Annotated in this window: 21 protein-coding genes; 16 read left to right on the top strand and 5 right to left on the bottom strand. The window is 72.6% G+C overall.

What is annotated here, in order from left to right; genetic code table 11:
• Positions 1 to 50 precede the first annotated feature (50 nt).
• From CJZ98_RS03000 to CJZ98_RS02990, 3 genes are all read left to right on the top strand, one after another.
• Positions 51 to 1,001 (top strand): DMT family transporter, encoded by a 951-nt coding sequence (locus CJZ98_RS03000; protein WP_094588309.1) that lies wholly within the window; start codon positions 51 to 53, stop codon positions 999 to 1,001.
• Entirely contained in the window at positions 998 to 2,113 is a 1,116-nt protein-coding gene (locus CJZ98_RS02995; RefSeq protein ID WP_094588179.1) for a glycosyltransferase family 4 protein, read from the top strand. The genes CJZ98_RS03000 and CJZ98_RS02995 overlap by 4 nt, the downstream gene beginning before the upstream one ends.
• A gap of 102 nt (positions 2,114 to 2,215) precedes the next feature.
• The gene (locus CJZ98_RS02990; RefSeq protein ID WP_094588307.1) at positions 2,216 to 4,048 is read left to right on the top strand and encodes a glycosyltransferase family 39 protein; all 1,833 of its coding nucleotides are present in this window, start codon (positions 2,216 to 2,218) and stop codon (positions 4,046 to 4,048) included.
• A 101-nt stretch (positions 4,049 to 4,149) separates the two neighbouring features.
• Here CJZ98_RS02990 and CJZ98_RS02985 read toward each other — a convergent pair whose 3' ends face one another.
• Complete coding sequence (locus tag CJZ98_RS02985; protein WP_094588177.1) at positions 4,150 to 4,710, bottom strand: DUF721 domain-containing protein; 561 nt, start codon at positions 4,708 to 4,710, stop codon at positions 4,150 to 4,152.
• Between the two features lie 130 nt (positions 4,711 to 4,840).
• Between CJZ98_RS02985 and CJZ98_RS02980 the strand changes: the two genes are divergently transcribed.
• The 5 genes from CJZ98_RS02980 to CJZ98_RS02960 all read left to right on the top strand — a co-directional run bounded on the left by CJZ98_RS02980 (position 4,841) and on the right by CJZ98_RS02960 (position 9,330).
• Positions 4,841 to 5,617, top strand: coding sequence for a PspA/IM30 family protein (locus tag CJZ98_RS02980; protein WP_094588175.1), 777 nt, complete (start codon positions 4,841 to 4,843; stop codon positions 5,615 to 5,617).
• Positions 5,618 to 5,721: 104 nt separating this feature from the next.
• Positions 5,722 to 6,042, top strand: a complete 321-nt coding sequence (locus CJZ98_RS02975) for a thioredoxin family protein (protein WP_094588173.1) — start codon at positions 5,722 to 5,724, stop codon at positions 6,040 to 6,042.
• The gene (locus CJZ98_RS02970) at positions 6,029 to 7,267 is read left to right on the top strand and encodes an aminotransferase class I/II-fold pyridoxal phosphate-dependent enzyme (protein ID WP_094588171.1); all 1,239 of its coding nucleotides are present in this window, start codon (positions 6,029 to 6,031) and stop codon (positions 7,265 to 7,267) included. Before CJZ98_RS02975 ends, CJZ98_RS02970 begins: the two co-directional genes overlap by 14 nt.
• 76 nt (positions 7,268 to 7,343) lie before the next feature.
• A complete protein-coding gene (locus CJZ98_RS02965) occupies positions 7,344 to 8,120 on the top strand; it encodes a biotin--[acetyl-CoA-carboxylase] ligase (protein ID WP_094588169.1) in 777 nt (258 codons plus the stop codon).
• 271 nt (positions 8,121 to 8,391) lie between these two features.
• On the top strand, positions 8,392 to 9,330 hold the full coding sequence (locus tag CJZ98_RS02960) for a M23 family metallopeptidase (protein ID WP_232756152.1): 939 nt from the start codon (positions 8,392 to 8,394) through the stop codon (positions 9,328 to 9,330).
• A 16-nt stretch (positions 9,331 to 9,346) separates the two neighbouring features.
• Here the strand turns inward: CJZ98_RS02960 and CJZ98_RS02955 are convergent, their stop codons facing one another.
• Positions 9,347 to 10,051: an ABC transporter ATP-binding protein gene (locus tag CJZ98_RS02955; RefSeq protein WP_094588165.1), complete on the bottom strand. Its 705-nt coding sequence runs from the start codon at positions 10,049 to 10,051 to the stop codon at positions 9,347 to 9,349.
• A gap of 58 nt (positions 10,052 to 10,109) precedes the next feature.
• A complete protein-coding gene (locus tag CJZ98_RS02950) occupies positions 10,110 to 11,675 on the bottom strand; it encodes an NAD(P)H-quinone oxidoreductase subunit N (protein ID WP_094588163.1) in 1,566 nt (521 codons plus the stop codon).
• Positions 11,676 to 11,833: 158 nt separating this feature from the next.
• On the opposite strand from CJZ98_RS02950, the gene topA reads away from it, so the two are divergent.
• The 6 genes from topA (at position 11,834) to CJZ98_RS02920 (ending at position 19,056) form a co-directional block, all read left to right on the top strand.
• On the top strand, positions 11,834 to 14,593 hold the full coding sequence (gene topA, locus CJZ98_RS02945) for a type I DNA topoisomerase (RefSeq protein ID WP_094588161.1): 2,760 nt from the start codon (positions 11,834 to 11,836) through the stop codon (positions 14,591 to 14,593).
• 101 nt (positions 14,594 to 14,694) lie between these two features.
• Positions 14,695 to 15,231 (top strand): hypothetical protein, encoded by a 537-nt coding sequence (locus CJZ98_RS02940; RefSeq protein WP_094588160.1) that lies wholly within the window; start codon positions 14,695 to 14,697, stop codon positions 15,229 to 15,231.
• Between the two features lie 8 nt (positions 15,232 to 15,239).
• The gene (locus CJZ98_RS02935; protein ID WP_094588158.1) at positions 15,240 to 15,905 is read left to right on the top strand and encodes a DUF2232 domain-containing protein; all 666 of its coding nucleotides are present in this window, start codon (positions 15,240 to 15,242) and stop codon (positions 15,903 to 15,905) included.
• Positions 15,906 to 15,910: 5 nt separating this feature from the next.
• Positions 15,911 to 17,077 carry a nicotinate mononucleotide-dependent phosphoribosyltransferase CobT gene (cobT, locus tag CJZ98_RS02930; RefSeq protein ID WP_094588156.1) on the top strand — a complete coding sequence of 389 codons (1,167 nt, stop codon included), beginning with the start codon at positions 15,911 to 15,913 and terminating at the stop codon, positions 17,075 to 17,077.
• Between the two features lie 335 nt (positions 17,078 to 17,412).
• Positions 17,413 to 17,901: a hypothetical protein gene (locus CJZ98_RS02925; RefSeq protein ID WP_232756139.1), complete on the top strand. Its 489-nt coding sequence runs from the start codon at positions 17,413 to 17,415 to the stop codon at positions 17,899 to 17,901.
• A gap of 24 nt (positions 17,902 to 17,925) precedes the next feature.
• Entirely contained in the window at positions 17,926 to 19,056 is a 1,131-nt protein-coding gene (locus CJZ98_RS02920) for a type 2 periplasmic-binding domain-containing protein (protein ID WP_198537445.1), read from the top strand.
• Between the two features lie 30 nt (positions 19,057 to 19,086).
• On the opposite strand, the gene CJZ98_RS02915 is transcribed toward CJZ98_RS02920, so the two are convergent.
• The gene (locus tag CJZ98_RS02915) at positions 19,087 to 20,193 is read right to left on the bottom strand and encodes an aldo/keto reductase (RefSeq protein ID WP_094588154.1); all 1,107 of its coding nucleotides are present in this window, start codon (positions 20,191 to 20,193) and stop codon (positions 19,087 to 19,089) included.
• Between the two features lie 52 nt (positions 20,194 to 20,245).
• Positions 20,246 to 20,857, bottom strand: coding sequence for a bifunctional nuclease family protein (locus CJZ98_RS02910; protein WP_094588152.1), 612 nt, complete (start codon positions 20,855 to 20,857; stop codon positions 20,246 to 20,248).
• Positions 20,858 to 20,912: 55 nt separating this feature from the next.
• Here CJZ98_RS02910 and CJZ98_RS02905 point away from each other — a divergent pair, with 55 nt between their 5' ends.
• Entirely contained in the window at positions 20,913 to 21,599 is a 687-nt protein-coding gene (locus CJZ98_RS02905; RefSeq protein ID WP_094588301.1) for a riboflavin synthase, read from the top strand.
• Positions 21,600 to 21,653: 54 nt separating this feature from the next.
• The gene (locus tag CJZ98_RS02900; RefSeq protein WP_094588150.1) at positions 21,654 to 22,304 is read left to right on the top strand and encodes an HdeD family acid-resistance protein; all 651 of its coding nucleotides are present in this window, start codon (positions 21,654 to 21,656) and stop codon (positions 22,302 to 22,304) included.
• The last annotated feature ends 8 nt before the right edge of the window (positions 22,305 to 22,312 follow it).

Genomic DNA, 22,312 nt, shown 5'->3' with positions numbered 1-22,312 from the left:
AAAAGGTGACCGTGAACCGTCTGGAGCCGGTGACGCTGCGCTGGCTGCTGATGGTATTGCCCTTCATGCTGTGGGGCACGGCGATGGCGGCGATGCGGCCGCTGCTCGATGGCGCCGGCCCGCTGACGGTGGCCTGGCTGCGGCTGCTGCCGGCGGGGCTGGTGTTGCTGCTGGTGGCGGTGGGGCTGGGCCGCTCCCTGGCGGTGGACCCGGCCGATCGGCCCTGGCTGCTGCTGTTTGCCCTGGTGGACGCCAGCCTGTTCCAGGGCCTGCTGGCCCAGGGCCTGGGGGGCACCGGCGCCGGCCTCGGCTCGGTGTTGATCGACTCCCAGCCGCTTCTGGTGGCGCTGCTGGCCCGCAGCCTGTTCGGCGAGGCGATCAACCCGGTGGGTTGGACGGGCCTGCTGCTGGGGCTGCTCGGCATCCTGTGTCTGGGCCTGCCGGGGTCGGTGCTGCAGCACTGGTGGCTGGAGGGGCCGCGGGCCCTGGGGGAGCGGGCCTGGAGCCACGGCGAGCTGTGGATGCTCGGCGCCGCCCTGGCGATGGCGGTGGGCACGGTGCTGAGCCGCTACGCCTGCCGTCGCAGCGATCCGGTGGTGGTCACGGGCTGGCACATGGCCCTGGGGGCCCTGCCCCTGCTGCTGGCCTCGGCCGCGGCGCCGCTGCTGGATCCGGCAGCGCCCGCCTTCTGGCCGGCCTGGAGCGCTACGGATTGGGCCCTGATGGCCTATGCGGCCCTGTTCGGCAGCGCCCTGGCCTACGGGCTGTTCTTCTGGTTCGCCAGCAGTGGCGACCTCACCAGCTTCACGGCGCTCACCTTCCTCACCCCCCTGTTTGCCCTGCTCTGCGGCATGGTCCTGCTGGGCGAGCAGCTGCGGCCGCTGCAGTGGGCGGGGGCGGCACTGGCGCTGGTGTCGGTGCTGTTGATCAACCGGCGCCAGCAGCTGTGGGATCCAGCAGCCGGCCGCCTGGCCACGGAGACCCAGGAGCTGGTGCCATGAGCGGTACAACCCTGGCGACCGCCGCCCAGCCCGGCGATCGCCTGCGCATCCTGGTGGTGAGCACTCCGGTGGGAGCCCTGGGCAGCGGCCGCGGCGGCGGCGTGGAGCTCACCCTCACCTCGCTGGTGGCGGGCCTGCTGGAGCGGGGCCACCGACTCACGGTGCTGGCGGCCGAAGGCTCGCAGCTGCCGGCCGCTTGCGCCGGCGCCGCCCTGAGGACCTGCCCCGGCGTCGACCAGCCCAGCTGGCAGCACATGCAGCGGGAGGCCGCCGTGCAGATTCCCACCGACGGGCTGCTGCCTCGCCTCTGGCGCCGCGCCCTGGAGACGGCCGCCGACTTCGATGCGGTGATCAACCTGGCCTACGACTGGCTGCCCCTCTGGCTCACCCCCAGCACGGCCGCACCCCTGTTCCACCTGGTGAGCATGGGTTCGGTGGCGGCGGTGATGGATGGGGCCATCGCCGAGGTGGCCCGTTGGGACCAGCGGCGCCTGGCCTTCCACAGCCACGCCCAGGCTGCCGATTTCGCCCTGCCCCAGCCGCCGGTGGTGGTGGGCAATGGCTTCGACCTGGCGGCCTACGACTTTGTGGCTGAACCGGAGCCGCTGCTGGGCTGGGTGGGTCGGGTGGCGCCGGAGAAGGGCCTGGAGGATGCGGCGGCGGTGGCGGCCCAGCTGGGGGAGCGGCTGGCGGTCTGGGGGCTGGTGGAGGATCCGGCCTACGCGGCGGCGGTGGAGGCCTCGGTGCCCAGCGGCACCCTCGACTGGCGCGGCTTCCTGCCCACCGCCCAGCTCCAGGCCCAGCTGGGCCGCTGCCGGGCCCTGCTCAACACGCCCAAGTGGAACGAGGCCTACGGCAACGTGGTGGTGGAAGCCCTGGCCTGTGGTGTGCCGGTGCTGGCCTATCGCCGCGGCGGTCCTGGTGAGCTGGTGCAGCACGGCGTCACGGGCCTGCTGGTGGAGCCCGACGACGTGGCCGCCCTGGCGGGGGCGGTGGGCCAGCTGGGCGGAATCGAGCGGCGTGCCTGCCGCGCCTGGGTGGAGCGCCAGGCCTCGCGCCAGGCCTTTGCGGAGCGGATCGAGGCCTGGGTGCGCTCCGGGCTCGGGCGATAGGGTCGGCCAGCCCCGCCGTGCGCCGTGTCTCCTGAGCGACCCACGCCGGCCCGGCAGCTCCATCGCGGCGCCTTCCTCCCAAAGGGTGGGGGGAGGGGTCTGCTGCTGCTGCTGGTGGCCGGCTGCGGGGTGCTGCTGTTCCTTCTGGACCTCGGCGCTACCGGCCTGGTGGATGAGACCCCACCCCTGTTCGCCGCCGCCGCCCGGGCGATGGCCGAGACCGGCGACTGGCTGACGCCGAGGGTCAACGGCCTGCCCCGCTACGACAAGCCGCCCCTGGTGTATTGGCTGATGGGGCTGGGCTACCTGCTGCCGGGCCAGGCGCAGTGGAACCCCCTGGGCACCTGGGCGGCGCGGCTGCCCTCCGCGCTCTCGAGCCTGGCGGTGATGCTGGCCCTGGCCGCCACCCTCTGGCGCTGGCCCCAGCCCAGCGGCTCGATCCTGCCGGGCGAGCGCCAGCGCGGGCTCACGGCCCTCGCGGCGGCCCTGGCCTTCGCCCTCTCGCCGCTGGTCCTGCTCTGGAGCCGCATCGCCGTGAGCGACGCCCTGTTCAGCGGTTGCCTCGCCCTGGCCCTGCTGTTGTTCTGGCGCCGCTTTGCCGCCAGTGGCGCCGAGGGCCGGGGGGCCGGGCCGTGGTGGCCGGGCTGGCTGGTGCTGGGCCTGGCGGTGCTGGCCAAGGGCCCGGTGGCCGTGGTGCTGGCGGCCCTCACCCTGGCCCTGTTCGCCTGGCGCAGCGGCCAGCTGGCGCTGCTGCGTCAGCGGCTGCAACCCCTGGCGGGGCTGGCGGTCACCGCGGCTGTGGCCCTGCCCTGGTACGGGCTCGAGCTGCTGGTGGAGGGCCAGCCGTTCTGGGACAGTTTCTTCGGGTACCACAACCTGCAGCGCTTCACGGCGGTGGTGAATCACCACCTGCAGCCCTGGTGGTTCTTCGGCCCGGTGCTGGTGGTGGCGAGCCTGCCGTTCACGCCGCTGCTGCTGGCCGGCCTGCTGGCGGCCTTCCGGCAACGGGGGCCTCTCGATCCGGCGCGCTCGCTGCGGCTGTTCGCCGGTTGCTGGCTGCTGGCGGTGCTGGGCTTCTTCACCCTGGCGGCCACCAAGCTGCCCAGCTACTGGATCCCCGCCACCCCCGCCGCCGGGGTTCTGATCGCCCTGGCCGGCCAGGATCTGGCCCTGCAGGTCCCTGCCATGGCCCGGCAGCGCTGGGAACGCTGGGGGGTGATGGGCGGCACCCTGGTGCTGGTGGCGGTGCTGGCCGCTGGTCTGGCGGCCTCGCCGCTGTGGATCCCCCTGATTCGCGATCCGGAGATGCCCACCCTGCCGGCGGAGCTGCTGGCCAGCGGCCTGGTGCTGCGGGCGGCGGCCTGCTTCGCGCTGGCGCTGCTCCTGGGGGTGGTGCTGGGCTCCCCCCTGGGGCGGACCCATGGGCGCGGTGCCTGGCTGGTGGCGCTGCAGGCGCCGCTACTGCTGTTCGCCGTGGTGGCCCTACAGCCGATGACACGGCTCGGCGATCGGGTGCGCCAGCTTCCGGTGCGCCGCATGGCGGCGGCGGTGCTGGCCCAGCGCCGGCCGGCCGAGCCCCTGGCGATGGTGGGCATCCTCAAGCCCTCGCTGCACTACTACACCCGTCAGGTGGTGCTCTACGAGGGCATCGACCCAGTGGGCCTGCTCAATCTCAACGACCGCCTGGCCCGCGAGCGGCGCCGCGGCCAGACTCCCACGCCGGCATTGGCCGGCTCCAGCGTGCTGGTGGTGATCGACCAGGGCACGGCCCAGCTGCCCCACTGGCGCGGCCTGCCCCATGAGCGGCTCGGCAGCGAGGGGCTCTACCAGCTCTGGCGCGTGGAGCGCCTGCGGCTGCAGCGCCGGGCGGCGGAGTTGCGCCAGGCCGGCGTGCCGGCGCCGGACTGGCAGCTGCCGCGGCCGGAGCGCTACTGAGCCGAGCCCGACAGGCAGACTCGCGGACAGCGTCGCCACAGATCAGGCTCGCAACAGATCAGGGTCGCTACCGATCAGGGTCGCTACCGATCAGCTGCGGGCTAGCCCCCGGCCCCGCTCGGTGTGCCCATGGTCACCCCCGCATCCATCGCGGCCCGCTGGCAGAAGCTGCAGTGACCCCAGCGGGCCATCTCCCCCGTGGGTGCCGGCCGGCCGCAGGCGGGGCAGGCGGCCATGCCATGCACATCCACCCGGCTGGGATGGGCGGCCCAGACGGCCTCTTCCTGCTCGGCGCCGCTGCTGGGGGTGCCAGCGGGGTAATGCTGCTGGAAGCTGAGCTCCTTGACGCGGAATCCCGCCCCCCGCAGGGCGCCCAGCAGCTGGTGTCTGTTGAAGCGCAGGGCCTGGAGCCACTGGGGATGGCTGGCCCCCACCGTGAGCCGGCCGCCCCGCAGCTGCAGGGGCCGGCAGTGGGGCGCCAGCTGGGGGCCGGCGATGCGCGGCCAGGCTTGCCACAGGGCCGCCAGGCTGCCCTCCTGCCGCCACTCGGCCTGGAGCTGCTGCAGGCAGGTGGCCAGGCCCGTGGCCGGTGGTCGCGGTGGCGGCAGCAGCACGGTCACCGCCCCCTGGCGCCGGCTCTGGTTGCGGGGGGCGATGGCCATGGGGCGGTGCCTGGCTTGGGCCGGATCCAAGGTTACGGGCGGGGAACCAGGCCGGAATGGGGTGCGGCTTTCCCGCTGGCCCGGTCTGCGCCGATCTGGCTACGCTCAGTCATCGCCCCATCCCTGATCCATGGGCTTCTTTGATCGGCTCAGCCGTCTGCTTCGGGCCAACGCGAACGCCGCCCTCAGTTCGGTGGAGGATCCCGGCAAGATCCTGGATCAGTCCGTGGCGGACATGCAGTCCGACCTGGTGAAGCTGCGCCAGGCCGTGGCCACCGCCATCGCCAGCCAGAAGCGGATCCAGAACCAGGCCGAACAGGCCGAGGCCCAGTCCAAGACCTGGTACGAGCGGGCCGAGCTGGCCCTCAAGAAGGGCGAGGAGGACCTGGCCCGCGAGGCCCTCAGCCGCCGCAAGACCTACCAGGACACCGCCACCACCCTCAACACCCAGCTGCAGAGCCAGGCGGGCCAGGTGGAGCAGCTCAAGAAGAGCCTGGTGGGCCTGGAGGGCAAGATCGCCGAGGCCAAGACCAAGAAGGACATGCTCAAGGCCCGGGCCCAGGCGGCCCAGGCCCAGGAGCAGCTGCAGAGCGCCGTCAACGGCCTGGGCACCAACAACGCCATGGCTGCCTTCGAGCAGATGGAGGAGAAGGTGCAGGTGCTCGAGGCCCGCAGCCAGGCGGCCGCCGAGCTTGCCGGAGCCGATCTGGAGAGCCAGTTCGCGGCCCTGCAGGGCGGCAACGACGTGGATGACGAGCTCGCCGCCCTCAAGACCCGCCTCTCCGGCGGCCAGGCTCCCACCGCCCTGCCGGCGCCCGATGGGCCTCTGCCCCAGCTGGAGCCCGTGAAGGTGGCCGAGGTGGATGCCGATCTGGAGCAGCTCAAGCGCTCGATCGACAAGCTCTGAGGCCTGCCCACCGGCTCTGACCCGCGCCGCCGCATGGTCAGGGGCTATGGCCCCCGTGTGCCCGGGGCTACTTCATACAATGGGTCCCAGCACTTGAGACCCCCGTGACCGTCGCCGAGCTCACCGACGCCAACTTCCAAGCCGAGGTGCTCGTGGTGGCCACGCCTGTGCTGGTGGACGTGTGGGCCAACTGGTGCGGCCCCTGCCGGCTGATGGCGCCGCTGATGAACTGGGCCGCCACCGAGTACGACGGTCGGCTCAAGGTGGGCAAGCTGGAGGCCGATCCCAATCCCACCAGCCGCGATACCTACCGCATCCAGGGCCTGCCCACCCTGATCCTGTTCCGCGCTGGCCAGGAAGTGGCCCGCCACGAGGGCGCCATGGCGAAGCCCCAGTTGCAGGCTTTCCTGGATGCCCATCTCTGAGCCGCGGCCCGGCGAGCGGTCGCGTCCCGTGGTCCCGCTCTCGGAGCGGGCGGCCCGGCTTGGCAGCGGCGTCTTCGCCCGCAACGACCAGCGCAAGCTGGCCTACCAGGCCTCGGCCCTGGAGCGGGGTCTGCCCCCCCTGCTGGATCTCTCACTCGGCTCCACTGACCTGCAGCCGCCATCGGTGGCGATTGAGGCGATCCGCGATGCCCTCGCCCTGCCGCAGGCCGCCTCCTACTGCCTGCACGGCGCCACGCTGCCCTTCCGCCAGGCGGCCGCCGCCTGGGCCGAGCGGCGTTTCGGCACGGCCGTGGATCCGGAGCGGGAGGTGCTGCTGCTGGTTGGGTCCCAGGAGGGCACGGCCCACCTGCCCCTGGCCCTGCTCAATCCCGGCGATCGTGCCTTGCTGCTCGACCCCTATTACCCCTCCCACCTGGGCGGCCTGCATCTGGCCTCGGCCGAGCCCCGCTTCCTCCGCCTCAGCGCCGAGCAGGAGTTCGCTCCCGATTTCGACCAGCTCAGCCCCGCCGAGTGGGATCAGCTCAAGCTGATGGTGCTGGGCTTCCCCCACAACCCCACCGCCACCACCGGCCAACAGGCCTGGGTGGATCGGGCGGCGGAACGGGCCCTGCGCCATGGCGTCGTGTTCGCCCACGACAACCCCTACGTGGATCTGGCCCTTGACGGCGAGGCGCCGGCCCTGCTGCGCCATCCCCACTGGCGCGAGTGCGGCATCGAGTTCTTCTCCTTCTCCAAGAGCTGGTGCCTGGGCGGCTACCGCCTGGCCTTTGCCATCGGCGCCGAGTGGCTGATCACGGCCCTGCGCCAGGTGAAGGGAGTCGTGGATTTCAACCAGTCGCTGGCGCTGCAGGCCGGCGCGATCGCGGCCCTGCAGCAGGCCCCGGAGTGGCCGGCCCAGCTGCGTGCCGTCTACCGCGAGCGCCGGGACCGCACGGCCGCCGCGCTGGAGGCCGTGGGCTGGCCGGTTCGCCTGCCCTCCATGGCCCTCTACCTCTGGCTGCAGTTGCCCGAGGCGGCGGCGGCCCGGGGCCTGGATTCGGAGGCCGCCTGCGCCCAGCTGCTGGAGCTCAGCGGCGTCTGTCTCACCCCCGGCAACGGCTTCGGTGCCGCCGGCGAGGGCTGGGCCCGCCTGGCCCTGGTTCATCCATCCAGCGAGCTGGAAGCCGGTGCCGCGCGAATGGGGCAGTGGTTGGCGGGGCTGTGAGCGGGGCGGAGATGGTGGAGACGGCGTGCCGAACTGCCCGTGCGTCTGCGGGCGCTGCGGCTGCCGGGATTCTTCGGTGATCGGCGCCATCGCGGCGGCCCATCGCCGGTTTGACCCTGAGCTTGCGGTGCCCGTTCTGCCCTGGCGTCTCTGCGGGCTCCCGGTGTGTGCCAGCACCGAAGCCGAGCTCGATCGGCTGGTGCGCCAAAGCACACCGGCCCCCCTGGCCGTGATCGCCCGCCGCCAGACCCGTGGCCACGGTCAGGCTGGGCGGCTCTGGTGTTCTCCGCCAGGGGGGGTGTGGCTCAGTGCTCTGCTGCCCTGGCCCGGGCAGCTCCAGGGATCGGCCTCCCTGGCCCTGGCGGTGGCCGTGGGGCTGGCTCTGCAGCTGGAGCCACTGGGCCTGCGGCCCCAGATCAAGTGGCCCAACGACCTGCTGCTGGAGGGCCGCAAGCTTGCCGGGGTGCTGCCACGGCTGCGCTGGCGAGGGGAGCGGATCCTCGGGGCCCAGGTGGGCCTGGGGATCAACGGCTGCAACCGGGTGCCGCCCGAAGGCATCAGCCTGGCGGAGGCCCTGGCCTCTCGAAGGCCTACGCCAGGGGCCAGCCGGCGGCACCATCCCCAGGCGCGGCCGGAGCGCCTGGCGGCGCGGGTGCTGCGGGCCCTGGAGTGGGCGGTGGCCGCGGCGGGCGAGCCGGAGCTGGTGCGCCGGCAGGCCCAGCAGCGGCTATGGCTGCCGCCCGAGCCGGTGCGCCACCGCGGCGAGCTGTGGCAGGTGCTGGGCCTCAACGCCGATGGCAGCCTGGTCCTGGGGCTGGGAGAGCGTCGGGACGCCCTGCACCGGCATTTCTAGAGTTGGCCCCATCCATTGCCTGCCTGCCCCGGTGCCACGCCCCCGCCTGCTGACCCTGTTGCTGGGGATCCCGCCGCTCCTGGGGGGCGGCCTGGCCTGGGCCCAGCTGGAGGGGGCCTCGCCACCTGCGGCCCCTCCCGCCCCGTCCCTGGCGCCCCCACCGGCTCCTGCCCTGCCGGCTCCTGCGCCGCCGGGCCCCGGCTCCTCATCCCCTGGCTCCGGTTCCCCCAGCCCTGCCGGCCAGGGTCCGCTGGTGGTGCCGCCGGCCGCGATGGAACGGCCGCCGCTGCGCCCCAACCTCGACCAGCTCGGCGGCACACCACCGCCGCGCCGCTTCGACCAGTCGCTCGATGAGCTGGTGCGCCAGGGGATCGTCACCCCCGGCGAGCGGGCTCGCATTCGCAACGGCTCGGCCCTCAGCCCGATCGAGGCCCTGGCCCAGCGGCAGGCGTGCAGCAGCGGTGCCCTATCCAGCCAGGAATGCCGCTCCGGCCTGGCCCTGCGCTGGCGCGGTCGCGCCGGCAGCGCCGACGGGCGCGACGGCGAGGCGCTGCTCGGGGGTGCCCGGATCGGCGCCGATGGCATGCCCCTGCCGCCAATCACGGTGCCCGTGTCGGCCCTGCTGGCCGGCAGCGGCGGCAACTTCAGCCTGGCCTCGGTGTTCCGGGTGACGCCGCGGCCGGCTCCGATCCTGGGCAACGGCAACCGCCAGCTGCTGTTCCCGGTGATCGGCTCGGCCCTCACCACCAGCAACTTCGGCTGGCGCCTGCATCCGGTGCTCGGCAGCTGGCTGATGCACGCCGGTCGGGACCTGGCGGCTCCCGAGGGCACGCCGGTTGTGGCGGCCCTCGGTGGTCGGGTCGTGAGCAGCGGCCTGGCCGGGGGATACGGCCTGGCGATCGAGATCGAGCACCAGCACCCCCTGCGCCGCACGCTCTACGGCCACCTCTCCGAGCTCTACGTGCAGGAGGGCGCCCGGGTGCGCCAGGGCGAAGTGATCGGCCGGGTGGGCAGCACGGGCCTCAGCACCGGGCCCCACCTGCACTTCGAGCTGCGCCAGCCCGCCGACGGGGGCTGGGTGGCGATGGATCCGGGAGAGCTGGATCCCGGCAAGGGCGTGGCCGGCTCCGATGCGGTGGCACTGCTGATGGGCCAGCTGTTGCAGAGCCTGGAGCGCCCCAGGCCGGCGGCCACCGCCAAGGCGGGCTGACCCAGCTCCGCTGGGCTCAGTTCAGCGGGGCGGCCTTGCCGGGCCGGTCGCCGATGATGTGGCCGTCCTGGAACTGCACCACCCGTTGGGCCCGGTCGGCCACGTCGTGTTCGTGGGTCACCAGCAGCACGGTCATGCCGGAGTGGTGCAGTTCATCGAACAGATCCAGCACCTCCTTGGTGGTGCTGGAGTCGAGGGCTCCGGTGGGTTCGTCGGCCAGCAGCAGGTTGGGCTGGTTGATGATCGCCCGCGCTACGGCCACCCGCTGCTGCTGGCCGCCGGATAGCTGGTTGGGCTTGTTCTGCAGCCGCTGGCCCAGGCCCACCCTCTGCAGGGCCGCGGTGGCCCGCTCACGCCGCTGCTCCAGCGACACCCCGGCGTAGATCATCGGCAGCATCACGTTCTCCAGGGCCGAGAGTTCCGGCAGCAGATGGAACTGCTGGAACACGAAGCCCAGCTCCTGGTTGCGTAAATCGGCCAGCTCGTCGTCGCTGAGCAGCTCCACGGCCGTGCCGTTGAGCCGGTAGTGGCCGCTGCTGGGGCGATCCAGGCAGCCCAGGATGTTCATGGCCGTGCTCTTGCCCGAGCCAGAGGTGCCCATCACGGCCAGGTATTCGCCTCGGCGCACGCTCAGGCAGAGGTTGTCGAGAGCCACGACCTCGGTGTCGCCGCTGCCGTAGGTCTTGCGCACGTGCTCAAGAACCGCAACCGGTTCGCTCATGGCGTTGGGCGTGGGGATGAGCCGGATGTGGCGCTCCGTTTTGTGCTCCGTGTTGCGCTCATCCGACCGGCAGGGCGGCGCTTGCGGCGAGCACCTTCTGCAGCATCGGCGTGCCGGCGACGGTCCCGCTGGCCCAGTTGAAGAGGGGGTTGGAGAGGATGCCGCCCACGGCGGTCACCACCACGCAGGTGATCAGGGCGGTGCGCAGGGGCTGCAGGCCGGCGATGTTCCAGCTGGGCGTGGGGTAGGCCTTCACCACATCCGAGGCCTCCTGAGGTTCCTTCACCACCATCATCTTGATCACCGAGATGTAGTAGTAGATCGACACCACAGATGTCACCAGGCCGACGACAACCAGCAGGTATTGGTGATCGGCCCAGCCGGCAAAGAACAGATAGATCTTGCCAAAGAAGCCCAGCATCGGCGGGATGCCCCCCAGGGACAGCAGGCACAGGCTGAGGCCCAGGGTGATCAGGGGATCCTTCTGGTAGAGGCCGGCGTAATCACTGATGCGATCGCTGCCGGTGCGCAGCGAGAACAGGATGATGCAGGCGAAGGCCCCCAGGTTCATGAACAGGTAGGCCGCCATGTAGAGAACCATCGCGGCGTAGCCGTCCTCGGTGCCGCACACCAGGCCGATCATCACGAAGCCTGCCTGGCCGATGGAGCTGTAGGCCAGCATCCGCTTCATCGAGGTCTGGGCCAGGGCCACCACGTTGCCCAGCACCATGCTGAGGATCGCCAGCACGGTGAACAGCAGCTTCCACTGGGTCTCGAAGCCCTCGAAGCAGCCCACGAGGATCCGCAGGGCCAGGGCGAAGCCCGCCGCCTTGGAGCCCACCGAGAGGAAGGCCACCACCGGTGTGGGCGAGCCCTCATAGACGTCCGGCGTCCACTGGTGGAAGGGCACGGCGGCGATTTTGAAGGCCACGGTGGCCAGCACGAACACCAGGGCCAGGGCCGCCACAGGGGTGGTGCTGGTCTGCAGCGCCAGGCCCACGGCCTCCAGGCTGGTGGCGCCACCGGTAAGGCCGTAGAGCAGCGAGGCGCCGTAGAGGAACACGGCGGCTGCTGCGGAGCCCACCAGCAGGTATTTGAGGGCGGCCTCGGAGCTGCGCGCGTCGCGCTTCATGTAGCCCGAGAGCAGGTAGCTGGCCACCGAGAGGGTCTCGAGCGACACGAAGATGCTCACCAGATCGGTGGAGCCACACAGGAACATCGCGCCGAGGGTGGCGGCCAGCAGGATCGCGGCGTATTCGCCCACCGGCGTGCCGCTCTGCTCCACGTAGCGCCAGCTGATCAGCAGTGACAGCAGCGTGGAGGCGGCCACCACGGCTCGGAAGGCGATCGCGAGGTTGTCGGCGAGGAAGGAGCCGAGGAACGAGGGCTCCAGCGGGTTGGCGTTCCACTGCAGCGCCAGCAGCACCAGGGCACCGCCCAGGCCGCCGTAGCAGAGGGGCGGAACCCAGCGGCTGGCGGCCTTTTCACCGGCCAGGTCCACCAGCAGGCAGGCCACCATCGCGATCAGCACCGCCGCCTCGGGGGCAATGGCGCCGGCGTTGAGCTGCAGCGAGGTGATGGCGTTCACCGCGGTGCTGGGGTCTGCGGCGGCTGCCAGGGTCATCACGGCTTGGGGAGATCGCCCGTCGCTGCGGACTGTAGCTGCGCTGCCGGGGCGGATTGGTCGGACTGGCGCGGCGGCTCGGACCCGGTCCCAGGCGGCCACCCTCGCCCGATCGGGCGCACGGTGCGATAAAGAGGGAACCGGTTTTCCGCCTGCCTGTGGCGCACACGCTGGTCATCGTCGAGAGCCCCACGAAGGCCCGCACCATCCGCGGCTTCCTTCCGAGGGACTTCAAGGTGGAAGCCTCGATGGGGCACGTGCGCGACCTGCCGAACAACGCCAGCGAGATCCCAGCGGCCCACAAGGGCGAGAAGTGGGCGAATCTGGGCGTCAACACCGCCAACAACTTCGAGCCTCTCTACGTGGTGCCGAAGGACAAGAAAAAGGTGGTGAAGGAACTCAAGGACGCCCTCAAGGGCGCTGACCAGCTGCTGTTGGCCACTGACGAAGACCGGGAGGGGGAATCGATCAGCTGGCACCTGCTGCAGCTGCTGGCCCCCAAGGTGCCGGTGAAGCGGATGGTGTTTCACGAGATCACCAAGGAGGCGATCGGCCGCGCCCTGGAGCAGACCCGCGAGCTGGACATGCAGCTGGTCCATGCCCAGGAGACCCGGCGGATCCTGGACCGGCTGGTGGGCTACACCCTCTCGCCGCTGCTGTGGAAGAAGGTGGCCTGGGGCCTCTCGGCCGGCCGGGTTCAGTCGGTGGCGGTGCGGCTGCTGGTGCAGCGCGAGCGGGCCAGGCGCGCCTTCCGCAGTGGCAGCTACTGGGATCTCAAGGCCAGGCTGGAGCAGGCCGGCGCGGGCTTCGAGGCCAAGCTCACCCACCTCAAGGGCGAGCGCATCGCCGGCGGGGCCGACTTCGATGAGAGCACCGGCGCCCTCAAGGCCGGCAGCAAGGTCAAGCTGCTGAGCGAGGTCGAGGCCCGCACGCTCCAGGCCGCGGTGCAGGGCGCCGCCTGGCGGGTGGCGGAGGTGGAGGAGAAGCCCACCGTGCGCAAGCCGGTGCCGCCCTTCACCACCAGCACCCTGCAGCAGGAGGCCAACCGCAAGCTGCGGCTCTCGGCCCGCGAGACCATGCGCACGGCCCAGGGGCTGTACGAGCGCGGCTTCATCACCTACATGCGCACCGACTCGGTGCACCTCAGTGATCAGGCCATCAACGCCGCCCGCAGCTGCGTGTCGGAGAAGTACGGCAAGGACTACCTGAGCCCCTCGCCGCGCCAGTTTTCCACCAAGGCCCGCAATGCCCAGGAGGCCCACGAGGCCATCCGCCCCGCCGGCGAGAGCTTTCGCACCCCCAATGAGACGGGCCTCAAGGAGAAGGATCTGGCCCTCTACGATCTGATCTGGAAGCGCACCGTGGCCAGCCAGATGGCCGATGCCCGGCTCACGATGCTGGCGGTGGAGCTGCAGGTGGATGGCGGCAGCCTGGGCCCGGCCAGCTTCCGCGCCTCCGGCAAGCGCATCGACTTCGCCGGCTTCTTCCGCGCCTACGTGGAGGGCTCCGACGATCCCGACGCCGCCCTGGAAGGCCAGGAGGTGCTGCTGCCCTCCCTGAAGGTGGGCGACAGTCCGGCCTGTCAGGCGGTGGAGGCCCTCGGCCACCAGACCCAGCCGCCGGCCCGCTACAGCGAGGCGGCCCTGGTGAAGATGCTGGAGAAGGAGGGCATCGGCCGCCCCTCCACCTACGCCTCGATCATCGGCACGATCGTGGACCGGGGCTACGCCACCCTGGCGAACAACGCCCTCACCCCCAGCTTCACGGCCTTCGCCGTGACGGCCCTGCTGGAGGAGCACTTCCCGGACCTGGTGGATACCAGCTTCACCGCCCGGATGGAGAACACCCTCGATGAGATCTCCCACGGCAAGGTGTCGTGGCTGCCCTATCTGGAGAGCTTCTACAAGGGCGAGCAGGGGCTGGAAACCCAGGTGCAGCAGCGCGAGGGCGACATCGACCCCACCGCCTCGCGCACGATCGAGCTGGAAGGGCTGCCCTGCGTGGTCCGCATCGGCCGCTTCGGCGCCTATCTCGAAACCAAGCGCGTTGCCGACGACGGCACCGAGGAACTGCTCAAGGCCACCCTGCCTCAGGAGATCACCCCGGCCGACCTCGATGCGGAGAAGGCGGAGCTGATCCTCAAGCAGAAGGCCGAGGGGCCCGAATCCCTGGGGGAAGACCCGGAAACGGGCGATCTGGTGTATCTGCTGTTCGGCCAGTACGGCCCCTACGTGCAGCGTGGCCAGGTGAGCGACGACAACCCCAAGCCCAAGCGCGCCTCCCTGCCCAAGGGCGTCAAGCCGGAAGACCTCAGCCTGGAGGATGCCCTGGGCCTGCTGCGGCTGCCGCGGCACCTGGGCGAGCACCCCGACGGCGGCAAGGTGGAGGCCGGCCTGGGTCGCTTCGGCCCCTACGTGGTGCACCACAAGGGCAAGGGCGAGAAGGACTACCGCTCCCTCAAGGCCGAGGACGACGTGCTGGTGGTGGGCCTGAGCCGGGCCCTGGAGCTGTTGGCCACGCCCAAAAAGGGCCGCGGCGGCCGCACCGCCCTCAAGGACCTGGGCACCCCCGAGGGGGATGGCGAGGCGATCCAGCTGTTCGATGGCCCCTACGGGCTGTATGTGAAGCAGGGCAAGGTCAACGCCTCGCTGCCGGAGGGCGCCACCGCCGACACGATCACCCTGGAGCAGGCGGTGGAGCTGCTGGCCGCCAAGGCCTCCAGTGGCAAGGGCAAGGGGCGCAAGACGGCCGCCAGCAAGGCGTCAACGGCCGGCTCCTCCGCGAAGACGGCGGCGGCCAAGACGACCGGCACCCGGGCCGCTGCCGCAAAGCCCGCAGCCAAGAAGTCCCCTGGCACCACCAAGACCGGCCGGCTGAGGGCCAGTGCCGTGCGGGTGATCAAGCCCGCGGGCAGCTGATGGCGTCCGCCGTCTCCAGGACCCACCGCCGCCCCAGCGGCCCTGGACCGACCGGGCGCGAACGCGGTGGCTGGGCAAGGCGGTGGAGCGGGGCCGCCGGTGTGGGTCTGACCCTGCTGCTGGCCGGCTGCAGCGGCACCCGGTTCGGCGATCAGCTCGCCCGTAGCTTCTCCACCCCCGGAGCCCCCGCGCCGTCTCCCCAGGCCCCCGCTGGTTCCTCAGGCTCCGGGGCGGCCGCACTGAGCCCCGGCGCACCCGCTGCTGGCGCCACGGCCGGCACCGCGGCTGGCGCCAGGCCCGCTCCAGGGGCCGGGAAGGTCCCGGGGGCGGCCGCGAAACCGGTGGGTGCAGCCACGACTGCGAAGGGAGCGGCCCCTGGCCAACCCCCTGCGACGGGCGGCCAGGCCGCCCCCGCCAGGGCCCAGCCGCTCAGCCCCGCTCCCTACCGGGTCACCATCCGGTTGCCCGGTGCCGATCCCTCCGCCCCGGCCGAAGCGGTGACCCGGGCCCTGCGGGCCGCCGGCGTGAGCTTCGAGGTGGAGACGATCGAGCGCATTGCCCCAGGCGGCAGCGCGGCGGCTCCCGCAGCTGCGGCCCAGCCGGCTCCCGTGCTCACCCCCGCGCCGGCGCCCCGCTGAGCCGCGCCATGACGCCTCCCCCCTCCCAATCCCCTGCCCGCCTCAGCCGCCGTCAGGCCCGCCAGCTCACCGAGACGGCCTATCTGGCCGCCGCCACGGCCCTGCTCTGGGTGGCCCTCTACTACCTGCCCGTGGGGGGTGCCCTGTTCCGCCTGGCCCTGCCCCTGCCGCTGGCCCTGCTGGCCCTGCGCCAGAACGACCGCTGCGCCGTGGAGGGCGTGGCCGTGACGGGGCTGCTGCTGGTGGCCCTGATGGGGCCGATCCGCGGGCCATTGGTGTTGTTCCCCTATGGCCTGTTGGCCCTGTGGCTGGGCTGGGGCTGGCGGCGGCGCTGGAGCTGGTGGCTCACCTGGGGGGTGGGCCTGCTGATCGGCACGGCGGGTTTCCTGGTGCGGGTGGCCGTGCTCTCGGTGCTGGTGGGCGAGAACCTCTGGGTGCTGATCACCACCGCAGCCTCCGGGCTGCTGGATCGGATCGCCGTGTGGCTGCAGCTGGGCGGCGGTCCAGACCTGCTGCAGGTGCAGCTGGCGGCCATGGCGCTCGTGCTGGTGCAGAACCTGATCTACGTGCTGGCCCTGCACGCCGTGGCCTACTGGATCTTCCCGCGCCTGCAGGCCCCGATCAGCGAGCCCCCATATCTGCTGAGGGGCCTGGTGGCCCTCGATCCGCTCTGAGGCCCATGGCCCTGCCGCGCCGGCTCAGCGGCGATCCCCAGCGGGCCGAGGCCTGGTGCGCCCAGCTGGCGGCCACTGGCGGCTCCGCCCGGGTGCTTCTGCTGCTGGCCGGCACCGACACCGCTGCGGTGAGTGGCATCTCCGCCGCCGGTGCCACCCCCGAATCGCGGCGCTGGACCGCCGCCGCCGATGCCGAGCTGCTACTGCTGGGCCCAGCCGCCCAGCGCCCCCATGCCCTGCCGCCCCTGCCAGCCGGGGTGACTCCGGCGCTGATCGCCCAGGTGGTGGTGGCGCAGTTGGGCCTCGATCCGCTGGTGGTGGACCTGGGGGCGCCGGTGGCGCCGGCCATCCCCCACCTGCGCCTGGCCGGCGACCCGGCCCGCTGCCTCAGCGGCGGCCAGGCCCTGGAGCCCCAGCGGGTGGAGAGGCTGCTGGCTCTTGGCCGTCGCTGGGGGGCACACCTGGCCCGCCAGCCCGCAAGGCCCCTGCTGCTGGCGGAATGCGTGCCGGGCGGTACCACCACGGCCCAGGCGGTGCTGACGGGCCTCGGCCTGCCGGTGCAGGGGCTGGTGAGCGGCAGCCTGCGGACGCCCGCCCACGCCCTCAAGGCCGAGCTGGTGGCCCGGGGCCTGGCGGCTGCCGGACTCCCATCCGCAGGGTGCCATCCCCAGGGTCAGCTTTCCGAGCGGCGCGCCCATGTCCTCTCGGTGTTGGCTGCCGTGGGGGATCCGATGCAGGTGTTGGCGGCTGCCCTGGCCCTGGAGGCGGGCCACCGCGGCGTGCCGGTGCTGCTGGCGGGCGGCAGCCAGATGGCGGCGGTGCTGGCCCTGGCCCTGGCCCTGGCGGCACCGGAGCAGCGGCCCCGGCTGGCCGCGTCCGTGGCGATCGGCACCACCGCCTGGGTGGCGGGCGAGGCTGGCAGCGATCTGGTCGCCCTGCTGGAGCGGATCGGCAGGCAGTGGTCCGTCGAGCCCCTGGCCTTCGCCGCCGGCCTGCGCTTCGGCGACTGCGCCAGGGCCGAGCTGCGCGACTACGAGCGCGGCTACGTCAAGGAGGGGGTCGGGGCCGGTGGCCTGGCCCTGCTCTGGGAACTGCTGGGTCGCTCGCCCCAGGATCTCGCCGCGGCCTGCGATCGGGCCTGCTCCGAGCTGCTGCAGGCCGATCGAGCTTGATCCGGGCCCATCGCTCCAGTTCTGGAGCAGGTGGCCAGGCGCCATGGAAAACGTTTCAGCTTGACAAGGCCTGGCCCCAGCCATCCCTGGCCATAGGGCCGGCCAAGAGCCGTCAACTGTGTGTTGGTTCTGCGTGTTGCCCACGGCTGGGGTTGGCCCCCGTCACTCACCCGTGTAGCTCGCGCCTGCCGTTGGCTCCTTCGGTCCCCCGACCACCTCCCCATCGCCCGTGTGGCGGTTGTTGACAGGGCGCTGTTGGCCCATTCGCCTCGCTCCGTTGAATCCGCAGCTGGGACCTACGCTCCGAGCACTCCTCGGCGCCGGCGTTCCAGACCATGCCCCGTCCCCACTGTCTGGTCTCCCCCCTCTCTGCCGCCTGGTCCCTGGGCCTGCTGCTGGCCCTGGCCAGTCCGCTCGCCGCCCAGGCCCAGCCCCAGTGCAGCTTCCTGATGCCCCTCGGCGGCAGTGGCGATCCTGTGGTGTCCAAGCGGGTTGGCCCGGGCCGGCTGCTGGGCCGCACCAACTGGAATACGGACTTCGTCGTCGATCGCCCCTTCACGAGCTACCGCTTCTTCTTCACGGCCACCTCCACGGACCAGGCCACCTACCCGGTGCGGGGCTACATGCGCTTCACCGATGGCGCCAGCCTGCGCCTGTTTGACGTGACCATCTCCCCGCCCCAGGGAACGGGCCGCATGTTCGGGCCCTTCGCCACGGTGCCCGGCCGTCGCACCAACCTGATGAACTTCCACATCGGCTCCAGCACCAAGCCCGGTGCCCTGGGCTTCAGCTATCGCATCTCCGTGCAGGGCTGCAACGACTGACGGTCTCACGCCTAGGGTCGCGCCATGGCCCTGCCCGCTTCCCTCTCCCGACGCCAGCTGCTGCAGGCCGCGGCCCTCGGTGGCATGGGGCTGTTGGCGGGTTGCGGCAGTTCGGGACCTCAGCTGGTGGCGGTACGGGGCAGCCTGCCTCCGGCCTGGCTCAAGCCCCTGCCGAAGCCCTGGCGCGCCCAGTTGGTGGAGACGCCCCAGGCGGTGCTGGCCGCCGCCGGCCGCCCTGACGCCGCCCTGCTGTCCCTGGGCGATGGCTGGGCGACGCTGCTGGCCTCCGAAGCCCTGCAGCCCTTCGGGGCCGAGCGGTTGCTGGCGGGTCTTGATCCCTTGGCCGCTCCGGTGAGTCGGCTGTTCCGGCCGCAGGGGGCCCCGGCCCTGGCCTTCCCCTGGGCCTTCGGTCCGTGGCTGCTGCTGCTGCGCAGCCGCCCGGACCTGGCCAGGCGCCGCGCAGAGGGCTGGGATCTGCTGCTCGATCCCAGCCTGCGGGGCCGGGTGCTCCTGCCCTCCAGCCCGCGGCTGGTCATCGCCCTTGGGCTGCACCAGCTGGGCCTGCAGCAGCAGGGGCCGGCCCAGGGCTCTGTCGCCGCCGCTGCCACGGCCGAGGCGGTGGCCCGCATGGGCGCCGATCCCACCGCCAGCGCCACCGCCGCCCTTGAGGATCCGCGCCTGCGGCCCTGGCTGCGCCGGCTGCGGGCCCAGGCCCTGGCCTTCGATGAGCGCGACGGGCTCAACCTGGTGCTGGCGGGTGATGCCGAGGCGGCCGTGCTGCCCAGCCACCAGGTCTTGCCGCTGCTGCGCCGCGATCCGCGCCTCACCGCCCTGCTGCCGGAGAGCGGCGCGCCGCTGTGGTGGCAGCTGCTGCTGCGACCCGCCGTGGGGCCCGGGCAGCTGGCGCCGCCGCTGCCCCTGGAGTGGCTGGCCGATGGCCTGAGCCTGCCCCTGCTGGATCGGCTGCTGGCTGGCGGCTGGGTACCGCCTTTGCCGCGGCAGCGGCTGGCACCGGCCCTGGCCCGCTGGCCTGAGCCGCTGCGGGAGCTGCTGCTGCCGCCGGCGCCGCTGCTTGAGCGCTGCACCAACCTGGCCCCGTTCACGCCCGAGCAGCGCCAGCGCTGGCAGCAGCTCTGGGACGCCACGGCGGCCTAGCACCGCCCTGGGCCAGCCCATGCCCGATCGCTAGCCCCAGAGGCGCCGTCGCGGCGCCGCGGCCAGGCGCCGGTGGGTGTCGGCGAGCAGGGCGGGGATCGGCAGCTGGTGGGGGCAGCGGGGCAGGCAGGCGTTGCAGCCGGCGCAGGCCGTGGCGTTGCGTTCCTCCCACCAGTGGCCGGCCCGGCCGATCAGGTTGTAGCGCTCCTGGGCGAAGGCGGTCATGCCGTGGCCGACGGCGAGGTTGCGCAGGCGCAGCAGTTCGGGGATCGGCACGCCGCTGGGGCAGGGCAGGCAGGCGCGGCACTGGCCACAGGCCTCCGCCCCGAGGCGCTGGCGGCCGGCGGCGGCCAGGCGCTCCAGGGTGTCCGCGAGGGGAGCAGGCTCCGGCGCGGGAGCCTGGGGGCTCGGCGGGCCGTGGCGGCCTGGGGCGGCCGTCAGGCGGGAGGCCCAGGCCAGATCGCCCGGCTGGGACGCCCCCAGGCTCAGGGTGGAGATCCCCTGCTCGAGCAGGAAGCGGTAGGCCAGCTCCAGGGGGTGGAACGGGGCGCAGTCGTCCCGCAGCTCGGTGGGTGGGTCGTAGAGGCGGCCGCCCTTGTCGGCGGGGGAGATGGCCAGCACGCCCATCCCGGCCGCCAGGGCGGCGCGGGCCAGGGGTAGGCGGCTCTGGTCGAACAGGTGCACGTGCAGGTTGGCGAAGCCGAAGCGGCCGCTGGCCAGGGCCGCCTCGATCAGTTCGGGGCCGCCGTGGCTGGAGAAGCCCACCTGGCCGGCCAGCCCCTCCCCCTCGGCCCAGGCCAGCAGGTCGGCGCCGGGGCCCCGCAGGGCCCACTCCAGGTGGTCGGGGCGGTTGAGGCCGTGGACGGCCAGGTTGTCGAGCCGGGCCACGCCCAGGCGCTGCAGGCAGGCACGCAATTGCTCCTGGCCGCTGGCCAGATCGGGGCCGGGCAGGAGCTTGCTGGTGAGCACCAGGGCGCGGCGGGCGGCGGGGTCGCGCTCCGCCAGGGCCGCCAGGGCCTGGCCCAGGTAGGTCTCCGCGGGGCCATAGGCCGGGGCGGTTTCGATGTGGTTGATGCCGGCCTCGATGGCCGCCTCCAGCACCGCCGCCAGCTGGGCGGGGCTGTCCAGGGCCCGCATCGTGCCCAGGGTGAAGCTCGATACCGGCCGTCCCCGGCCGAAGGGGCGCAGCTCAGCCAGCGGGGGGCTCCGCCGGAGGCTCCTCGCCGCTGCCGGGCTCTTCGGCGCCAGGCGGCTCCGCTTCCGGTGCCGGGCCCTCGGGGCCCTCGGCTGCCGCTGCGACGTCTGGGTGGGCCTTGGCGATCTGGCGCACCAGCTCCGCCGGGCTGACGCCGTCGAGGAAACGTCGGAAGTCGGCGGCGTCCTCCGCGTCGGCCTCCGCATCCACGGGGATCGAGGCATCGGCCACCACCTCCTCCAGCATCCAGATGCCACTACCGGTGCGCAGGGCAAGGGCGATGGCATCGCTGGGGCGGGCGTCGAGCTCGCTGGCCATGCCCTCGGAGTCCGTGAGCTTGAGCACGGCTCGGAAGGTGCTGTCCTCGATCGTGTGGATGATCACCCGCTCCAGGGTGAGCCCACCCACGGCCAGCAGGTTGGCCATCAGGTCATGGCTGAGGGGCCGGGGCGGAGCCTGGTCGCTGAGGCCGGCCATGATGTTCTGGGCCTGGGCCTGGTCGATCCAGATCGGCACCTGGCGCCGGCCGGAGGGGTCGCGCAGCAGCACGATCGGGCTGCGGCTGGCGGCATCCAGGGCAATTCCGGCTACGCGCATCTCGACCATCTCCCTCGCCGCTGCTGCCCTCTGCCCGATTATGGCCACCGTTGCCACAGCGCGGATGTTCACCGGACTGGTGCAGGCCGTGGGCCAGCTGCAGCGCAGCGCCAGCGGGGTGGAGCTGCGCCTGCCGCCCGGTTCCGGGCTCGATCCGGCCGGCCTGGCCCTGGGCGACAGCGTGGCGGTGGACGGCGTCTGCCTCACCGTGGCCGAGCGGCTGGCCACCGGCTTCCGGGCCGATGTGAGCGAGGAGACCCTGGGCCGCACCACCCTGGCGGCCAAGGCCGAGCGGCGCGGCTGGGTGAACCTGGAGCCGGCCCTGCGGCTGGCCGATCGCCTCGGCGGCCACCTGGTGAGCGGCCACGTGGATGGCCTGGGCACGGTGACGGCGATCGAGCAGCAGCCCGCCTCCTGGCGTCTGGCCCTGCGCTGGCGCGATCCCGCCTATGGCCGCTACATCTGCGAGAAGGCCAGCGTGGCCGTGGATGGCATCAGCCTCACGGTGGCGGGCTGCAGCGGTGACGGGGCGGAGTTCTGGATCGCCGTGATCCCCCACACCTGGGCCAGCACCAGCCTGCGTCAGCGGGCGGTGGGCGATGTGGTGAACCTGGAGGCGGACCTGCTGGCCAAGTACACGGAACGGCTGCTGAGCGCCGGGGCTGCCGCAGGCCAGGGCCCAGGGGCCGCCGACGGGCCTGGCGCGGGAGGGATCAGCGCCGCCTGGCTCGCCGAGCACGGCTGGGGGTGACGGCTCCGGCCGCTCTGCCTAGGGTCCGGGTGTTCGTGGTGAACATCCCGACCCATGACCGCCACCCCTCCGAGCGCTGGCCCCAGCCCCTCCGACGCCGAACCCCCCGCGCTCCTGGGCCCTGCGTCCGCCCAGTTGAACGCGCTGCGCAGCTTCACCATCGCCGAGGGCATCCTGCTGCTCGTGCTCGGTGTGATCGCCCTGCTGTTCCCTGTGCTGGCCTCGGCGGGCCTCACGGTGGTGGTGGCGATCGCCTTCCTGCTGGGGGGGATCATCGGCTGGGTCAACAATCTCAACCGCTCGCGCCGCCTCAGCCGGCTGCACACCTTCCTGCGGCTGGTGGTGTCGACCCTGTTCGTGGTGACGGGCTTCTGGATCCTGCGCGGCTTCGGGGCCGGGGTGCTGCCGGCGGCCCGGCAGGTGGCCAGCCTGGCCTTCGCCATCGGCGTGGTGTTCCTGGTGGAGGGCGTCGTGACCACGATCGTGGCCCTTTCCAACCGCGAGACCGCCGGCTGGGGCTGGGGCCTGGCCAACGGCCTGGTGACCATCGCCCTCGGCCTGCTGATCGTGACCATGAACCCCGCCGGGTTGATCTCGGTGCTCGGGATCCTGGTGGGGATCAGTTTCCTGTTCAGCGGCATCGACCTGCTGCTGTTCAGCGCCGCGTTCCATCGCGGCGTTCGGAGCGCTGGCGAGCAAGACTGACGCCCCTG

Origin of the sequence: Vulcanococcus limneticus LL (genome assembly GCF_002252705.1) — a bacterium.
Taxonomy (GTDB): Bacteria; Cyanobacteriota; Cyanobacteriia; order PCC-6307; family Cyanobiaceae; genus Vulcanococcus; species Vulcanococcus limneticus.
This window is presented reverse-complemented; position numbering and strand designations above follow the sequence as displayed.